19 protein-coding genes are annotated in these 14,009 nt (G+C 62.3%); 6 read left to right on the plus strand and 13 right to left on the minus strand.

The genetic code is table 11. From position 1 onward, the window contains the following. From H6X51_RS05025 to H6X51_RS05035, 3 genes are read right to left on the minus strand one after another with little or no spacing between them, the layout of a single operon-like run. Positions 1-210, minus strand: a complete 210-nt coding sequence (locus tag H6X51_RS05025; RefSeq protein WP_185266422.1) for a DUF1289 domain-containing protein — start codon at positions 208-210, stop codon at positions 1-3. Further along, entirely contained in the window at positions 210-734 is a 525-nt protein-coding gene (locus H6X51_RS05030) for a gamma carbonic anhydrase family protein (protein WP_185266423.1), read from the minus strand. The genes H6X51_RS05025 and H6X51_RS05030 overlap by 1 nt, the downstream gene beginning before the upstream one ends. After that, entirely contained in the window at positions 734-1,345 is a 612-nt protein-coding gene (locus H6X51_RS05035) for an NUDIX hydrolase (protein WP_185266424.1), read from the minus strand. The genes H6X51_RS05030 and H6X51_RS05035 overlap by 1 nt, the downstream gene beginning before the upstream one ends. Before the next feature lie 182 nt (positions 1,346-1,527). On the opposite strand from H6X51_RS05035, the gene H6X51_RS05040 reads away from it, so the two are divergent. From H6X51_RS05040 to H6X51_RS05050, 3 genes are all read left to right on the plus strand, one after another. Continuing rightward, positions 1,528-2,085, plus strand: coding sequence for an NUDIX hydrolase (locus H6X51_RS05040; RefSeq protein WP_185266425.1), 558 nt, complete (start codon positions 1,528-1,530; stop codon positions 2,083-2,085). Beyond that, positions 2,082-2,570 (plus strand): L,D-transpeptidase family protein, encoded by a 489-nt coding sequence (locus H6X51_RS05045; protein WP_185266426.1) that lies wholly within the window; start codon positions 2,082-2,084, stop codon positions 2,568-2,570. The genes H6X51_RS05040 and H6X51_RS05045 overlap by 4 nt, the downstream gene beginning before the upstream one ends. Before the next feature lie 150 nt (positions 2,571-2,720). After that, complete coding sequence (locus H6X51_RS05050; RefSeq protein ID WP_185266491.1) at positions 2,721-3,677, plus strand: cytochrome-c peroxidase; 957 nt, start codon at positions 2,721-2,723, stop codon at positions 3,675-3,677. Between the two features lie 81 nt (positions 3,678-3,758). Here the strand turns inward: H6X51_RS05050 and H6X51_RS05055 are convergent, their stop codons facing one another. From H6X51_RS05055 to H6X51_RS05065, 3 genes are all read right to left on the minus strand, one after another. Further along, entirely contained in the window at positions 3,759-4,070 is a 312-nt protein-coding gene (locus H6X51_RS05055) for a Nif3-like dinuclear metal center hexameric protein (RefSeq protein ID WP_185266427.1), read from the minus strand. Positions 4,071-4,138: 68 nt separating this feature from the next. Next, positions 4,139-6,178, minus strand: coding sequence for a TonB-dependent receptor (locus tag H6X51_RS05060; RefSeq protein ID WP_185266428.1), 2,040 nt, complete (start codon positions 6,176-6,178; stop codon positions 4,139-4,141). Positions 6,179-6,261: 83 nt separating this feature from the next. Further along, the gene (locus H6X51_RS05065) at positions 6,262-6,705 is read right to left on the minus strand and encodes a VOC family protein (RefSeq protein ID WP_185266429.1); all 444 of its coding nucleotides are present in this window, start codon (positions 6,703-6,705) and stop codon (positions 6,262-6,264) included. A 145-nt stretch (positions 6,706-6,850) separates the two neighbouring features. On the opposite strand from H6X51_RS05065, the gene H6X51_RS05070 reads away from it, so the two are divergent. Continuing rightward, positions 6,851-7,057, plus strand: coding sequence for a hypervirulence associated TUDOR domain-containing protein (locus H6X51_RS05070; protein WP_185266430.1), 207 nt, complete (start codon positions 6,851-6,853; stop codon positions 7,055-7,057). A gap of 139 nt (positions 7,058-7,196) precedes the next feature. On the opposite strand, the gene H6X51_RS05075 is transcribed toward H6X51_RS05070, so the two are convergent. From H6X51_RS05075 to H6X51_RS05085, 3 genes are read right to left on the minus strand one after another with little or no spacing between them, the layout of a single operon-like run. Further along, positions 7,197-7,613: a VOC family protein gene (locus H6X51_RS05075; RefSeq protein ID WP_185266431.1), complete on the minus strand. Its 417-nt coding sequence runs from the start codon at positions 7,611-7,613 to the stop codon at positions 7,197-7,199. Then, entirely contained in the window at positions 7,610-8,104 is a 495-nt protein-coding gene (locus H6X51_RS05080; RefSeq protein WP_185266432.1) for a hypothetical protein, read from the minus strand. The genes H6X51_RS05075 and H6X51_RS05080 overlap by 4 nt, the downstream gene beginning before the upstream one ends. Beyond that, entirely contained in the window at positions 8,101-8,733 is a 633-nt protein-coding gene (locus H6X51_RS05085; RefSeq protein ID WP_185266433.1) for a TetR/AcrR family transcriptional regulator, read from the minus strand. Before H6X51_RS05085 ends, H6X51_RS05080 begins: the two co-directional genes overlap by 4 nt. A 75-nt stretch (positions 8,734-8,808) precedes the next feature. Here H6X51_RS05085 and H6X51_RS05090 point away from each other — a divergent pair, with 75 nt between their 5' ends. Continuing rightward, positions 8,809-9,915 carry a DUF2855 family protein gene (locus tag H6X51_RS05090; RefSeq protein WP_185266434.1) on the plus strand — a complete coding sequence of 369 codons (1,107 nt, stop codon included), beginning with the start codon at positions 8,809-8,811 and terminating at the stop codon, positions 9,913-9,915. Positions 9,916-9,932: 17 nt separating this feature from the next. Here H6X51_RS05090 and H6X51_RS05095 read toward each other — a convergent pair whose 3' ends face one another. Both H6X51_RS05095 and sugE read right to left on the minus strand, forming a co-directional pair. Next, a complete protein-coding gene (locus tag H6X51_RS05095) occupies positions 9,933-10,691 on the minus strand; it encodes a pseudouridine synthase (protein WP_185266435.1) in 759 nt (252 codons plus the stop codon). 39 nt (positions 10,692-10,730) lie between these two features. After that, complete coding sequence (sugE, locus tag H6X51_RS05100) at positions 10,731-11,048, minus strand: quaternary ammonium compound efflux SMR transporter SugE (protein ID WP_185266436.1); 318 nt, start codon at positions 11,046-11,048, stop codon at positions 10,731-10,733. Positions 11,049-11,238: 190 nt separating this feature from the next. Between sugE and H6X51_RS05105 the strand changes: the two genes are divergently transcribed. Then, positions 11,239-11,787 (plus strand): glutathione peroxidase, encoded by a 549-nt coding sequence (locus H6X51_RS05105; protein ID WP_185266437.1) that lies wholly within the window; start codon positions 11,239-11,241, stop codon positions 11,785-11,787. A gap of 65 nt (positions 11,788-11,852) precedes the next feature. On the opposite strand, the gene H6X51_RS05110 is transcribed toward H6X51_RS05105, so the two are convergent. Then, the gene (locus tag H6X51_RS05110; protein WP_221627222.1) at positions 11,853-13,178 is read right to left on the minus strand and encodes an MATE family efflux transporter; all 1,326 of its coding nucleotides are present in this window, start codon (positions 13,176-13,178) and stop codon (positions 11,853-11,855) included. 15 nt (positions 13,179-13,193) lie between these two features. Then, positions 13,194-14,006 (minus strand): siderophore-interacting protein, encoded by an 813-nt coding sequence (locus H6X51_RS05115; RefSeq protein ID WP_185266438.1) that lies wholly within the window; start codon positions 14,004-14,006, stop codon positions 13,194-13,196. Positions 14,007-14,009 lie beyond the last annotated feature (3 nt).

Raw genomic sequence — 14,009 nt, forward strand, 5'->3', positions numbered from 1 at the left:
TCATCCTTCTACACTTCCAATATTCAACCACAGGCCCTGCTCGCGGGCCCGTTGCTCACACATACGCAGGATGTCCCGGCGCCGCTCATTGCTGGCACGCCCCCATTCGGTGATTTCCGCGCCGCTGCGCTGGCAGCCGGTGCAGATGTCGTTGTCATCCAGGCAGCAGACATGCACACAGGGGGACCGCACCGGTTGCTCCTGTTGCATCAGTCGTCCTGCGGCTGCAGGTCGCGGCGGTAGCGCTCGGCGTTGTGCACGTAATGCACGGCACCGGCGGCGACCGCCCGCTGTTGCTGTTCACTCAACTGGCGCACCACCTTGCCGGGCGACCCCATGACCAGCGAGCCGTCGGGGATTTCCTTGCCTTCGGGGACCAGCGCATTGGCGCCGATGATGCAGTTGCGTCCGATCTTCGCGCCATTGAGCACCACCGCATTGATACCGATCAGGCTGTCATCGCCCACGGTACAGCCATGCAGCATGGCCTTGTGGCCAACGGTGACACCCTTGCCCAGGGTCAGCGGAAAACCATAGTCGGTATGCATGATCGCGCCATCCTGGACGTTACTGTTCTCACCGATCAGGATCAATTCGCAATCGCCACGCAGCACGGCGTTGAACCAGACACTGGCCCCTTTTTCCAGGCGCACCTTGCCGATCACCGCTGCACTGTCGGCAATCCAGGCGTCATCGGCCATTTCCACACGGTCATTGCCCAGTCTGTACTTCATCACTGCTCCTTGGTTGGGTCGCTCCACTCGTCCGGGGGAGTGCGCAGCGGGATATTGGCATCGAAGGCGACGTTCATCAGGTCGACCAGGATCAGCGCGGTCAGCCCCCAGATACGGAAACCCTCATAGCGATAGCTGGGCACATACCAGCTGCGCCCTTCGTAGTCGATGCGGTGGGTCATTTCCCGGTTGTCTCCGAGAAAGTAGCTCACCGGTACCCGGAACACTTCCTGGATCTCGCTCTCGTTGGGGCGCAGGTCGAAGACATCCGGCACTATGCCGACGTAGGGCGTGACCTTGATGCCGAAACGCGACACCAGGCTGCCCAGCGGCCCCACCACCTCCACCAGGTCCGGCAGCAGGCCGATTTCCTCGTGGGCCTCGCGCAGCGCGGTATACGCCAGGTCGACATCTCCCGGATCGCGCCGCCCACCGGGCAGCGCCACTTCCCCGGAATGGGTCGACAGGCTGTTGGAACGCAAGGTGAGAATGATTTCCGGCTTGTCGTCTATACAGGTTACCGGCACCAGAACCCCCGCTTCCGGCAAACCGGCCGCCTCTACGGCTCGCGGTCGATACCCGGGAACCCGCGAGCGTACTTTGTCCAGCATGCAACCTACCTCGTCGTTTTTCCCAATCATGGCATGATCACCGTCACCGGGCCAGCATCTCCCAGCATCTCATATGCTACCGAAATAGGCCGTCATAGCGACCAACATGGCTGCGTCCCCCTTTACCGCCGGACCGTTGCAACGCAAGATAGCGGCATGCCAGAGCCGGGAGTATCCGCAACATGAAATTCTGTTGCCATTGTGGACAGGCCGTCACCGAGCGTATCCCGCAAGGTGACAATCGTCCCCGTTATGTGTGCGATCACTGTCAGGTCATCCATTACCAGAATCCACGCATCGTCGCCGGCTGCCTGGTCACCCAGGACCGGCATGTGCTGCTGTGTCGCCGCGCCATAGAACCGCGCCGGGGGTTCTGGACGCTGCCGGCGGGCTTCATGGAAAATGGCGAGACCACCGAGCAGGCAGCGCTGCGCGAGACCTGGGAAGAGGCCCGGGCCAGGGTGGCGGCGCAGCAACTGTACCTGCTGTTCAACCTGCCGCACATCAACCAGGTGTACATGTTCTTCCGCGGTCAGCTGGCCGAGCCACACTTCGCCGCCGGCGACGAGAGCCTGGAGGTCAGACTCTTCAGCGAGGCGGAAATTCCCTGGGATCAGTTGGCCTTCCCCACCATCGGCAAGACCCTGCGCCAGTATTTCCTCGATTACCCTACCCGGCATTTCCCGGTACGCATGAGCGATATCACCTGGCCCCCCGGCAAATCCGGCAGTCCGCGATGAGCCGCTGGCTGGCCACCCTGCTGCTCGGTCTGTTCGCTGCTGGCTGCCTGGCCGCGCCACCGCCCATCGATCAGTTGTTGATACACAAGCACGAGCGGCGCCTGGAGGTGATCAGCCAGGGCCAGGTGATCCGTCACTACCGTATCGCCCTGGGCAAGCAGCCGGTCGGGCACAAGCGGGAACGGGGCGACAATCGCACGCCGGAGGGGATCTACAGTATCGACTGGCGCCACCACAGCCCCAGCTACAACCTCAGCCTGCACCTGGACTATCCCAACCTCAAGGACCGGGCCGAAGCCTGGAAGCGCGGCACCGATCCCGGCAGCATGATCATGATCCACGGCACGCCGGTGGATGAGGAATATCCCGAGTGGTTCTTTACCGGGCTCGACTGGACCAACGGCTGCATCGCTCTGGACAACCGCAGCATGCAGGAACTCTGGGAACTGGTACCCGATGGAACCCTCGTTGAAATAAGACCTTGACCCAGATCAACACGCTCCCGGCGCGCCTGGTGAACACTATCACCATCAAGAACATGGCCACAGAACCATGTCTGTCGTGCTACATGTCAAGGAGCATTATCCGTGAAAAAACTACTGACTATCGCTATCGCAGCCGGGCTCGGTCTGAGCATGCATGCGCATGCCGACCGCCTGACCACCGAGCTGATCAAGCCGATTGAACCCTATGTCAGCGCCGAGCCGGAAAAGGTCGAACTGGGCAAGAAGCTGTGGTTCGATCCGCGCCTGTCCATGTCCGGGTTCATTTCCTGCAACTCCTGCCACAACCTGAGCACAGGCGGCAGTGACAACCTGCCGACCTCGATCGGCCACAACTGGCAGGAAGGGCCGATCAACTCGCCGACCGTGCTGAACTCCAGCCTGAACGTGGCGCAGTTCTGGGATGGCCGCGCCGCCAACCTGCAGGAACAGGCCGGCGGCCCGATCGCCAACCCGATGGAAATGGCCTCCAGTCACCTGCTGGCAATTGATGTGATCAACTCGATCCCGCAATACCGGGAAGAATTCGCCAAAGTCTATGGCAGCCCCGAGATCACCATCGAGAACATCACCGACGCCATTGCCGAGTTCGAGGAAACCCTGGTCACGCCGAACTCACGCTTCGACCTGTGGCTCAAGGGTGACGACGACGCCATCACCGCACAGGAACTGGCCGGTTACGAAACCTTCAAGTCCATCGGCTGCGTGGCCTGCCATAATGGCCCGGCGGCAGGCGGCACCTCGTTCCAACGCATGGGTGTGGTCGAGGCCTACCAGACCAGCAACCCGGCCGAGGGTCGTGTCGCGGTCACCGGCAAGGATGCGGACCGCTTCACCTTCAAGGTGCCGACGCTGCGTAACGTGGAACTGACCTACCCCTACTTCCACGATGGCGCCTACTGGACCCTGGAAGAGGCCACTGATGTCATGGCTCGCCTGCAGCTGGGCCGCCAGTTGGAAGAGGGGGAAATCAACAACGTGGTTGCCTTCCTCAAGACCCTGACCGGTCAACAGCCGACCTTCACCATGCCGATCCTGCCGCCGTCGACCAACGACACACCCCGGCCGCAGCCGTTCGGCGCCAAGTAACCAGCTCCGGCTGTCGAGCAAAGGCCACGCCCTGGCGGGCGTGGCCTTTTTTCATTCCATGCCCCTTGCTGCGGCCCGGATTCAGATATCCGCCAGTTGCCAGACATCAAACGCCGGCTCCTCATAGGGATGGGCTGCCCTCAGCGCGGCCACTACCTCGCGGATCAGCTCGTCCCGGCATACCAGCTCCACCCGGTACTCGGCCACCCGTTCCAGCTCACCCGTCTTGCCAATGAACGGATTGGCGCCCTGACGCGGGCGAAACTGCCCCTGGCCCAGCACCTGCCAGCAGCAGCTATCGTAATCACCGATCTGCCCGCCACCGGCGCTGAACACTGCCTGTTTGACCGGTTCCAGGTGGGGTTCGGGGACATAGAAACAGAGTTTGTACATGGCATAGGCTCCAGGCTGAACACGTGCCGCACAGTGTTACAGCCCGGAGCGCTTTGCTCAAATGCCGATCAGAAGCTCAGGCGCATACCCACCGTCAGGTTGCGCCCCGGCAACAACACCTCGTCCTTGATGTAGGAGGTGTGCTGCCGCGCCTTGTCATCCAGCAGGTTGTTGGCCCGAGCATATAGCAGGTAGTCCATACCGCCGGCGCTGTGGCCCCGGTAGCTCAACCCGGCATTGAGCATGCTGTAGCCACCGGTCGTGGTTTCATGGGCCGCGGTATTGTCCTGGCGCCGCACCCGATAGCTTTCCAGTTCGCCGGTCAACTGGCTGGTCAGGCGCTGCTCCAGACGCACACCATAGCGGTCCGCCGGGATCCGTGGCAGGTCGCCACCGCCATTGCGCAACTTGCCGCGCACGCTGTCGCCGAACAGGGTTATCTGCAACGCCTCGGTGGCACGCACCCCGACACTGGCCTCGAAGCCGCGCAGCAGCGCATCGTCCTGGCGGTACTCCACCACACGGTAGCCACCACCCGGATCGTAGCCGGCATCAGCGGCATAGATGAAATCATCCACCTGGTTACGGAAGGCGCTGAGGCTGTAGGTCAGGGTGCCGGCCAGCTTGCGCAGACCGACTTCCAGGTTGTAGCCGGTTTCTTCCTTCAGACTGGCATTGCCCAGTTCCACGGTGCGGGTCGCGGCATGCGGGCCATTGGCGTACAGTTCCTCGGCAGTCGGCAGGCGCTGGGAACGGGACAGGTTAGCGAACAGGGCGTGGTCCGCGACGAAGCGCCAGGTGGTGCCGGCAGCAATCGAGGTGCCGCGGTGGGACACATCGGCCGCCGTGCGTTTCACATCCACGTTCTGCCATTCATGACGCAGGCCGATCTCGTGGCGCCAGCCACCCATTTGCAGCTCCTCGACCAGAAAAACTGCATGGTTGTTGGTCAGTGTCGCCGGAACGTAGGCCTCCTCACCCAGCGCGGAAAAGTCCCGCCGCGTAGTCTGCCCGCCGATGACTCCACGCCAGCCGGCGACCGGCCGGTGGGTCAGCTCCACACGCGCCTCACTGCCCTGGTTGTCGAAACGGGTACCGACGTGACTGCCTTCGATTTCCTTGTGCTGGTAGTCGGTGTGGGCCATGCGCAACCGCACCTTCTCGAAGCCGGCAAAAGGATCACGGTATTCGCCACGCAGGTCCCAGCGCTTCTGGCGCATATCGATGAACGCCGCAGCGTGGTCATGATCGTGGTGGGGATGATCATCATCGTCGTCATGTCCGTGATCATGACCACCGCAATGCCAGGTGGGGCCATGGGTATGGCAATCGGCATGCTCGTGCGCCAGCAGGCCGTACTCCCGGTTCTGCTCGCTGTAGGCCAGCCCGAGGTAACCGCGCTCACCGATCCAGCTGAAGCCCAGGGCGGCCGAATCGGACTCGTTGAACGCGCCTTCCTGGCGTGACGGGCTACCCGGGATATCGTAGGGATCAGCCTCCAGCTTGCTGCCTTCCAGCCGCAACGCGAACTGACCGCTACCAGCCGTCACCCCGAAGGCACCGGCACGCTCATCGGCCACGGTATTGCCACGCAGTTCCACATCCGCCTCGAAGCCACGCTCGGGAACATAGGTCGGCACGCGCCGGTCGATCAGGTTGACCACCCCGCCGATGGCACCGCCACCATACATCAACGTCGCCGGCCCCTTGAGGACTTCCACCTGCTCGAGCAACTGCATCTCGCTGGTAACGGCGTGATCCGGGCTGCTGGTCGAGGCGTCCAGTACGCCCACCCCATCACTCAATACCCGTACCCGCGCACCATCCAGGCCACGGATGACCGGCCGGCCGACACCGGGGCCAAAGCCGCTGGAATGCACACCCGGCAGACCGGACAGGGTGTCGCCCAGGGTCGCCGACCTGCCGGTGACCAGATCATCACCACGCAGCACTTCGACCGAGGAGCTCAGCTCCCCCGCGCTGCTGCCGTGAGACGAGGCGCTGACAGTGGTATCCGGCAGGCTCAAGGAATCGGCCGCCAATGCAGGCAACCCGGAAAGACTGGCCAGGGCAACTGCCGCAGCCAATGGATGACGTAACCTTTTCATGCTTCCCCACAGATGCAATATCGATGTTCCGCAGCCCCACGCCACGGACAAGGGAAGCAATATGATTCGTTATATTATAACAATCAAGTATTTTCTGCCTCGAAGGTGATATGCACCGACGGCGCGCTGCGCCATGCCTCGCCGTGATAGACCGCCTCGATATTGTTGCCCTCCGGGTCCAGAACGAAGGCGGCGTAGTAATCGGGATGGTATGGACGCAACCCCGGAGCACCATTGTCCTTGCCGCCATTGGCCAGGGCCGCCTGATGGAAGGCCTCAACCATGGCCCGGTCGCGCGCCTGGAATGCCAGGTGCTGACGACCTGTCAGTTCGCCCCGGGCCGCCTCGGAGTTCGCGGTCGAGACAACCAGCTCATCCGCCCAGAAAAACCCGTCGCCAGCACCACCGAGAGGAATCTTCAATACATCGAAGATCGCGCTATAGAACTGCCTCGCAGCGGGCAGGTCCCGCACCACCAGTTGAACATGATCGATCAAACGCCCACGGTGCAACTCCATCGTCTCCATGTCGGTATCCTCGTAGTATGAAGGGGTATGCCTCCCGGACAGACTAGTCCTGCCCGGCCAGTAGCGCCAAGCGGCGCCAAACCGCGGGCAAACCTTCCAGCCTGCCGCTGGTCACAACAGTAACGAGCTAACGAGGGCAACAGCCATGAAGTTCAAGGTCCACGACCATGTCAGCTGGAATTCCGAAGCGGGCCGCGTCAGCGGCACCATCATCAAGGTGCATACCGCAGATACCACCTACAAGGGGCACCCGCGTCGGGCAAGCAAGGACTCACCACAATACGAGATCAAGAGCGACAAGACCGATCATATCGCCATGCACAAGGAAGAGGCCCTGACCAGGATAGACTGAACATGCCCCAGGCAGACACTATCTGGACCGTTGGGCATTCGAACTGGGCGGTCGCCGACAACCGGCAGCAGACTCGTCCAATATCGCCTGGCGCAATACCTCGTTCCGCGGCTATGCCGACCATATCGCCAGCCCGCCGTCACTCAAGCCACTGGGGATTCCAGACAACCTCCCACAGATGCCCGTCCGGGTCCTGGAAGTAGCCGGCATAACCGCCCCAGAAGGTATCCTGCGCCGGCTTGACGACCACCGCACCGGCGCTGCTCGCCCTAGCCATGACAGCATCGACTTCAGCGGCAGAGCTGACGTTATGCCCCAGGGTCATGTCCGTGGGGTTGGGTGAACCGATTACCAACCCGGTGTCATGCGCGATGCTCCGGCGCGGCCACAATGCCAGACGCAAACCCGGTTGCATATCGATGAACACCACAGCCCCATATTCGAACTCTTCGCCTACGATGCCCTCGGTCGCCAGACCCAGGCCATCGCGGTAGAAGCTCAGAGATCGTTGCAGATCGTCGACGCCGAGGGTAATCACTGTGATATGAGACTTCATCTTGCAGGCTCCTTGAACGGCAACACCATTCCCTCCAGCACCCCTCTCGCTCCACATATCCTGGTGCGACAGGGTGCATCGGAATCGTCTGACAAGGTCGCTTCCTGGTCGGCGAAGCGAACCGTGAACTGGCAGGCATCCGCACCGGTGCCTACGCTGACCAGCAGGCGTTCACCCGCCCAGGTTCCCACGGCACCCGCTGCGGAACAGGCGTGGCCATTGGTGAATACCATCTCCAGGTCGACCCGGGCCTCCCCTGACTCAAGAGGGGTGATCAACAGCGTATTGGACGCCTCTGCTTCACAGTCAAACCCTTCGGGGGTATGGAAACACACCGGGACCTTTTTCTCGTACAGCCCATAGGGTGGTTCTGCTGACCCGCATGCCGTCAGAACCGTGGGAAACGCAAGACAGACAAGAACGAGTCGCATGAAGATGACCTTTGCTTGAAGAACATTGCGCACCCGAACCAGCGGCACTGCACCAATCATATTCCCAGTCCTCGCAAACGGGCCACACAGAGCAGCTCCATCTCCCGCGCCCAGTGCTGCATGCGCCGCTCGTCCAGGTGCAGTTGCATGGCATAGCGGCGGCCACCCCATACGGCCAGGTGCAGTGCTTCGATCAGGCTGTCATCCGGCTGCTGCGGCAGATCGGTGCAGGCATCGAACACGCGCCGCCACATGGCCAGGAACTCGGCGCAGGCGCGCTGCTGGTGCTTGTGCTCGGCAACCAGCGGCTCCAGCTCCATCATGTCCGGATGGAACCATGATAGGTCATGCATGCCGCCAAGCAATTGCACAAGCAGATGGATTCGCTGTGGCCAGGCCAGGTCCGCTGGCTGGACGACCTGCTCTTGCACCGCCTGGATCAGCGTTTCAATACAGTGGCGCACATACGCCGAGTGCAGCGCTTCCTTGCTGGGAAAATAGTCGTACAGGGTACCCACCGCCACGCCCGCCTCCAGTGCCACCGCGCGGGTGGTGAGCCTGGCCCAGCCGTCACGCTGCCAAATCCGAACATAGGTGTCGAATATCGCCTGCACGGTAAAGCGGGCGCGGGCCTGGGTAGGTCGCTTCAGCGGTTTGCTGCGGGGTGCAGGGGTGAGTTTTCCGCTCATGCTTATCCGAACCCGTTCAAGCGGGAGCTGCCGTACAGTCTGGGTACCGCAAGATACTTTCCATGGGAACTCATCATGACTCAGATCCAAAGCCTGCAAACGGACAAACGCGATCTCGCGCGAACCCGCATCGTCACCCAAACCCTGGGCGCACTGCAAGCCGGGCAGGCGCTACTGAAGATCAGCCGCCTGGCACTGACCACCAACAACATCACCTATGCCGCCTTCGGCGATACCCCGCACCTGCGCTACTGGGACTTCTTCCCTACTGCGGATGCAGGCTGGGGGCACATGCCGGCCTGGGGCTTTGCCGAGGTGGTCAGCAGCACGGTGGAGGGCCTGAGCATCGGCGAGCGCTTCTATGGTTATTGGCCGATAGCCAGCCATCTTCTGGTGCAGCCGGTGCGGGTAACCGAGCGGGGTTTCTATGATGGCAGCGAACATCGTCTGGAGCTGACCTCGGCCTACAACCAGTACCAGCGCAACAGCACCGACGCGGCGTACCGCCCGGAGAACGAGGACTACCAGATGCTGCTGCGGCCGCTGTTCATCACCTCGTTCATGCTCGCCGACTATCTGCAGGACAACCGCTTCTTCGATGCCAGGCGCATCGTGGTTTCCAGCGCATCAAGCAAGACCGCGTTCGGCACGGTCTTCTGCCTGCAAGGTCACGATGAAGTGGAACTGGTGGGCCTCACCTCTGCCGGCAACCGCGAATATGTGCAAGGCCTGGGCTGCTATCAGCAAACCCTGAGCTATGACGAACTGGAGTCGCTGGATGCCGCTGTGCCCACCCTGTATGTCGACTTCTCCGGCAACGCCGGGCTGCGCCAGCGTATCCACGCACATTTCGGTGCATCGCTGATGCACGACTGCTATGCCGGTTCGGCGCACAGCCAGGACCATATCAGCGAACAGCAACTGAAACTGTCCGGCCCCAAGCCGCAGACCTACTTTGCGCCCAACCAGATCCGCAAGCGCAATGCCGACTGGGGCCCGGCGGAAGTGACGCGGCGTTTCAATGTCGCGCAACTGAGCTTTATCGAGCGTGTGCGTGAGCCCGGTTCACCTTGGATCACACTGCAGAATCATCAGGGACTCGATGCCGCCCCGACATTGGTCGACACCCTGGTCAACGGTCGCATCAACCCCAATGATGGACATGTGCTGATTCTCGATTGACTGCCGGCCTGCCGCTTTCAACCGACCGGTGGCGCTGCCGAAAGGAGCGGCGGCAGGCCTTCAGCGAAAATCGACAGCATCTGCATGAAGCTGTGCTCCGGCAAACCCTGCACCACCATCGGCTGCCCGGTCACCGGATGCCGGAAGGCCAGCTCGGTGGCTGCCAGCATCAACCGGCTGTAACCAAAGCGTTCGGCAAAATAATGGTTGTGGCGGGTGCGTCCGTAATTGGTATCACCAACGATCGGATGGCTGATGTGCTGCATGTGCCGGCGTATTTGGTGCTTGCGCCCCGTCTGCGGATTCAGCGCCAGCAGGCTGTAGCGGGTCTGCGGGTAACCTTCCACCGGCACCGGGATCTCGGTACTGGCCAGCCGCCGGAAATGCGTCAGCGCATCGCGCAACGGTTGCGGCTCATCCTTCAGGCGCCGGTCAGTGGCGTGTTCGCGCAGCGGATGATCGATGACACCCTGCTCCGCCGGCCAGCCACGCACCAGCGCCAGGTAGGTCTTGCCTACCTCACCGGCCATCAGCGCCTTGCCGAAGGCACTGGCGGTAGCCGGATCCCTGGCAAACAGCAGCACGCCCGAGGTCGGGCGATCCAGCCGGTGGCAGGGATAGACATGCTCGCCGCCATTGAGCTGGCGGGCATATTGCAGAGCGAACTCGGTGGCGTGGCGATCTATCGGACTGCGGTGCACCAGCAATCCGGCGGGCTTGTGCACGGCCAGCAGCCAGTCATCGCGATAGAGTTCGACCAGGGGATTGTCAGGCATGCTCGGCACCCGTTGCAGTGGGCGCCGAGCATAACACGCCTACACGCTGGCCAACTTGATGCCGACGATCCCGGCACCGATCAGCGCCAGGCTGATCAGGCGCAACGGGCTGGCCGGATCATCGAACAGCAGGATACCCAGGACCACGGTACCCACCGCGCCAATCCCGACCCAGACCGCATAAGCAGTACCCACCGGCAGGGTCTTCATGGCCAGACCCAGCAGCCAGACACTGATCAGCATGGACAAGGCGGTGGCGAGCGTCGGCCACAGACGGGTGAACCCCTCCGTGTACTTCAGGCCGATGGCCCAACCGATTTCGAACAGACCTGCGATAACAAGAATGACCCAATTCATATCTACCTCTGAATGGGGCCGTCCCCGCTCGAATGACGAAGTGAGGTCGTCCTCACTTCCATGGCGTTGGTAGTGCCTGCCGGAGCAGACTCGCTGATTATACACAAAACAGCAGATATCCAGCCCTCCACCGGTGCCTGTATCTGGTTTAAGCTGCAGCTTCATTCATCAGAAAAACAAAGGAAACGCCATGACCGCCCTGCAGCAGATCCCGCTTACCCGTATCGACGGCACCCCGGATACCCTCGCCAACCACAAAGGCAAGGTATTGCTGGTGGTGAACGTCGCCTCCAAGTGCGGGCTCACACCCCAGTACGCAGGGCTTGAAGCCTTGTACCAGGACAAGCGCGCGCAGGGCCTGGAAGTACTCGGTTTTCCGGCCAACAACTTCAAGGGCCAGGAACCGGGTACCGATGCGCAGATCCAGGATTTCTGCTCCACCGAGTACAACGTCCAGTTCCCGCTGTTTTCGAAGATCTCGGTAGTCGGCGCTGACCAGCACCCGCTGTATGCCCAGTTGACCGCCGCACAGCCCCAGGCCATCGGCGACGGTCCGTTCCGCGAGCGCCTGCAGGGCTTCGGCATCAATCCCGGCGAGCCGAAGGATGTGCTGTGGAACTTCGAGAAATTCCTGATCGGCCGCAACGGCGAGGTGGTGGCCCGCTTCGCACCGGATATGGCGGCAGATGACCCACGACTGGTTGCCGCGATCGAGGCGGAGCTGGCCAAGCAGGCCTGACGCTCTGCCCAGAGGCGTAGCGCCCCGGTTCGGGCGCTACGCCTGCAATACTTCGCCCCAGTGCATCACTTGAACAGCTGCTTACCGCGCCACCCACCCCAGCGGTAGTAGGCGAAGGAAAACCCGCAACTGATCAGGAAGCTGATGCCAATCCCCAGCGCCACGCCATTGTCTCCGTAAACGGAAGTGGCCCAGTAGGCCAGCGGCACACGCAGTACCCACAGGGAAATGATATTCAGCGCCAGCACCTGGAACATCGCCCCGGCGCCGCGTACCACCCCATTGAAGATGAAGTTCAGACCGATGAACGGATAGAAGAAGGCGATGGTCTTCAGGTATGAGGTGCCGAAGGCCACGCTGCCGGCGTCCTCGATGAACAGCCTGACCAGCGGCTCGGCCCAGATATACAGCACGCTGGCCATCAATAGCATGATGGTCACGTTGTAGAAGATGCCCGCCCTGGTAATCCGCCCCACGCGTGCCCACTGCTGAACGCCGATATTCTGCGCCGCCATCGCGGTGACCGCGGTACCCAGCGCCACTGCCGGCAACAGGATGATGTTGTCCAGCCGCTGGGCCGCGCCAAAACCCGCCACCGCGTCAGCGCCCAGGCTGTTGACCAGCGACAGGATGACCGTCGTCCCCGCATGGATGACGATCATCTGCACGCCGGAGGGAACCCCCAGCTGCAGGATGGTCATCACCTCCGCCCGCTTGGGCAGTTGCAGGCGGAAACCATGCCCCGGCAACTTCCTGGCCAGATAGAACAGGCTGTAGAGAAACACCACCGCCTGGGACAGCACCAGCGCCAGCGCCGCCCCGGCGATGCCCCACTGCAGCACTCCGATGAACAGCGGCGACAGCACGGCGGTCAGCAAGGTCGCCAGCAGGCCGAAGTACAGCGGCGTGCGGCTGTCGCCGAAGGCTCGCAGCACCGTGCTGATGAAGTTGTAGCCGACCAGCAGCAGGGTGCCGACGAAGTTGATGCGCAGATAGACCCGCGCCTCGTCGAGGATCGACGCCGGCGTGTTGAGCAACGCCAGCAGGGCATCGGCGAACACATAGCCAGCAATGCTGATACCCAGCGCCAGCAGCCCGAGGAGAATGACGAAAGCGCTCAGGTAGGAGCGGATCGCGTCATTATCGCCCTTGCCGCGCAACTGGGCGAAGACCGTCAGGGTCGCCTGGTTGACGCCCATCATGAAGGCCAGCACCAACATCATCAGGATGATACCGACCGTCACCGCGGCAAAGGCCGCGCTGCCCAACAGGTTGCCCACCCACAGGCCGTTGATCAGTTGCATGCCTACCTGCAGCAGACTGCTCAACACGATGGGCAGCGCAAACACACCCAGTTGCCGGGCGACAGGACCTTCAGTGAAGTTCTTCAATAATATGCCGCCAGATCAGTCGAAATGCTCATGGGAGTTGGCCTGCGACCGGCGCCAGTAACTGGCGGCGCGGATACGCCCCTTGTCCACCCCCAGACCGGTGGTCAGGTACTGACGAACCGCCTTGATATCGGTGTACTCCCCCGCTGCCCACACATATCCCTCGCCTTCCGGCAGCACCAGCTCACGCACCGCGGCCTCCAGCGCGCCGACTCCCTCGGCGGGCGTGGCAGCCTCGGTGACCCAACGTATATCCAGCGCGCACTGGCTGGCAAAGTCGAGCCTGGCCTGCTCGTTTGCGGTCTTGATGATGACGATCGCCCGGGCCGCCGCGGGCAACTCCTCCAGACGTCGGCCGATGGCCGGGATGGCGGTCTCATCGCCGATCAGCAGGTGCCAGTCGAACGCAGTAGGAATGATGAAGGAACCCCTCGGCCCGGCGATACCGATCAGGTGCCCCGGTTCGGCATGCGTGGCCCAGTCGGTCGCCGGGCCATCGTGGTGCAGAACGAAGTCGATATCCAGCTCGTTGGTCAACGGATCGTAGCGCCGCGGTGTGTAGTCACGCATCGCCGGCCGGGGCCCGTCCTCGGCGAACACCAGCCCCTGCTCACCCAGGGTCGGCATGTTCGGCCGGGCCCCGGCCCGCTCCGGTACCAGCAGCTTCAGGTGATCGTCGAAGGAGCCGGAATGGAAACCGGCCAGGTCCTCGCCGGTCAGGGTGATGCGGCGCATGGCTGGCGTCAGCTCGGTGACGCGCTTGACCTCCAGCAGGCGCACTTTGATCGGATGACGTACTTTCTGTACCGCAAGAAGATCGTTGCTCATGGT

It is taken from the genome of Halopseudomonas xiamenensis, from assembly GCF_014219065.1.
GTDB classification, from domain to species: domain Bacteria; phylum Pseudomonadota; class Gammaproteobacteria; order Pseudomonadales; family Pseudomonadaceae; genus Halopseudomonas; species Halopseudomonas xiamenensis.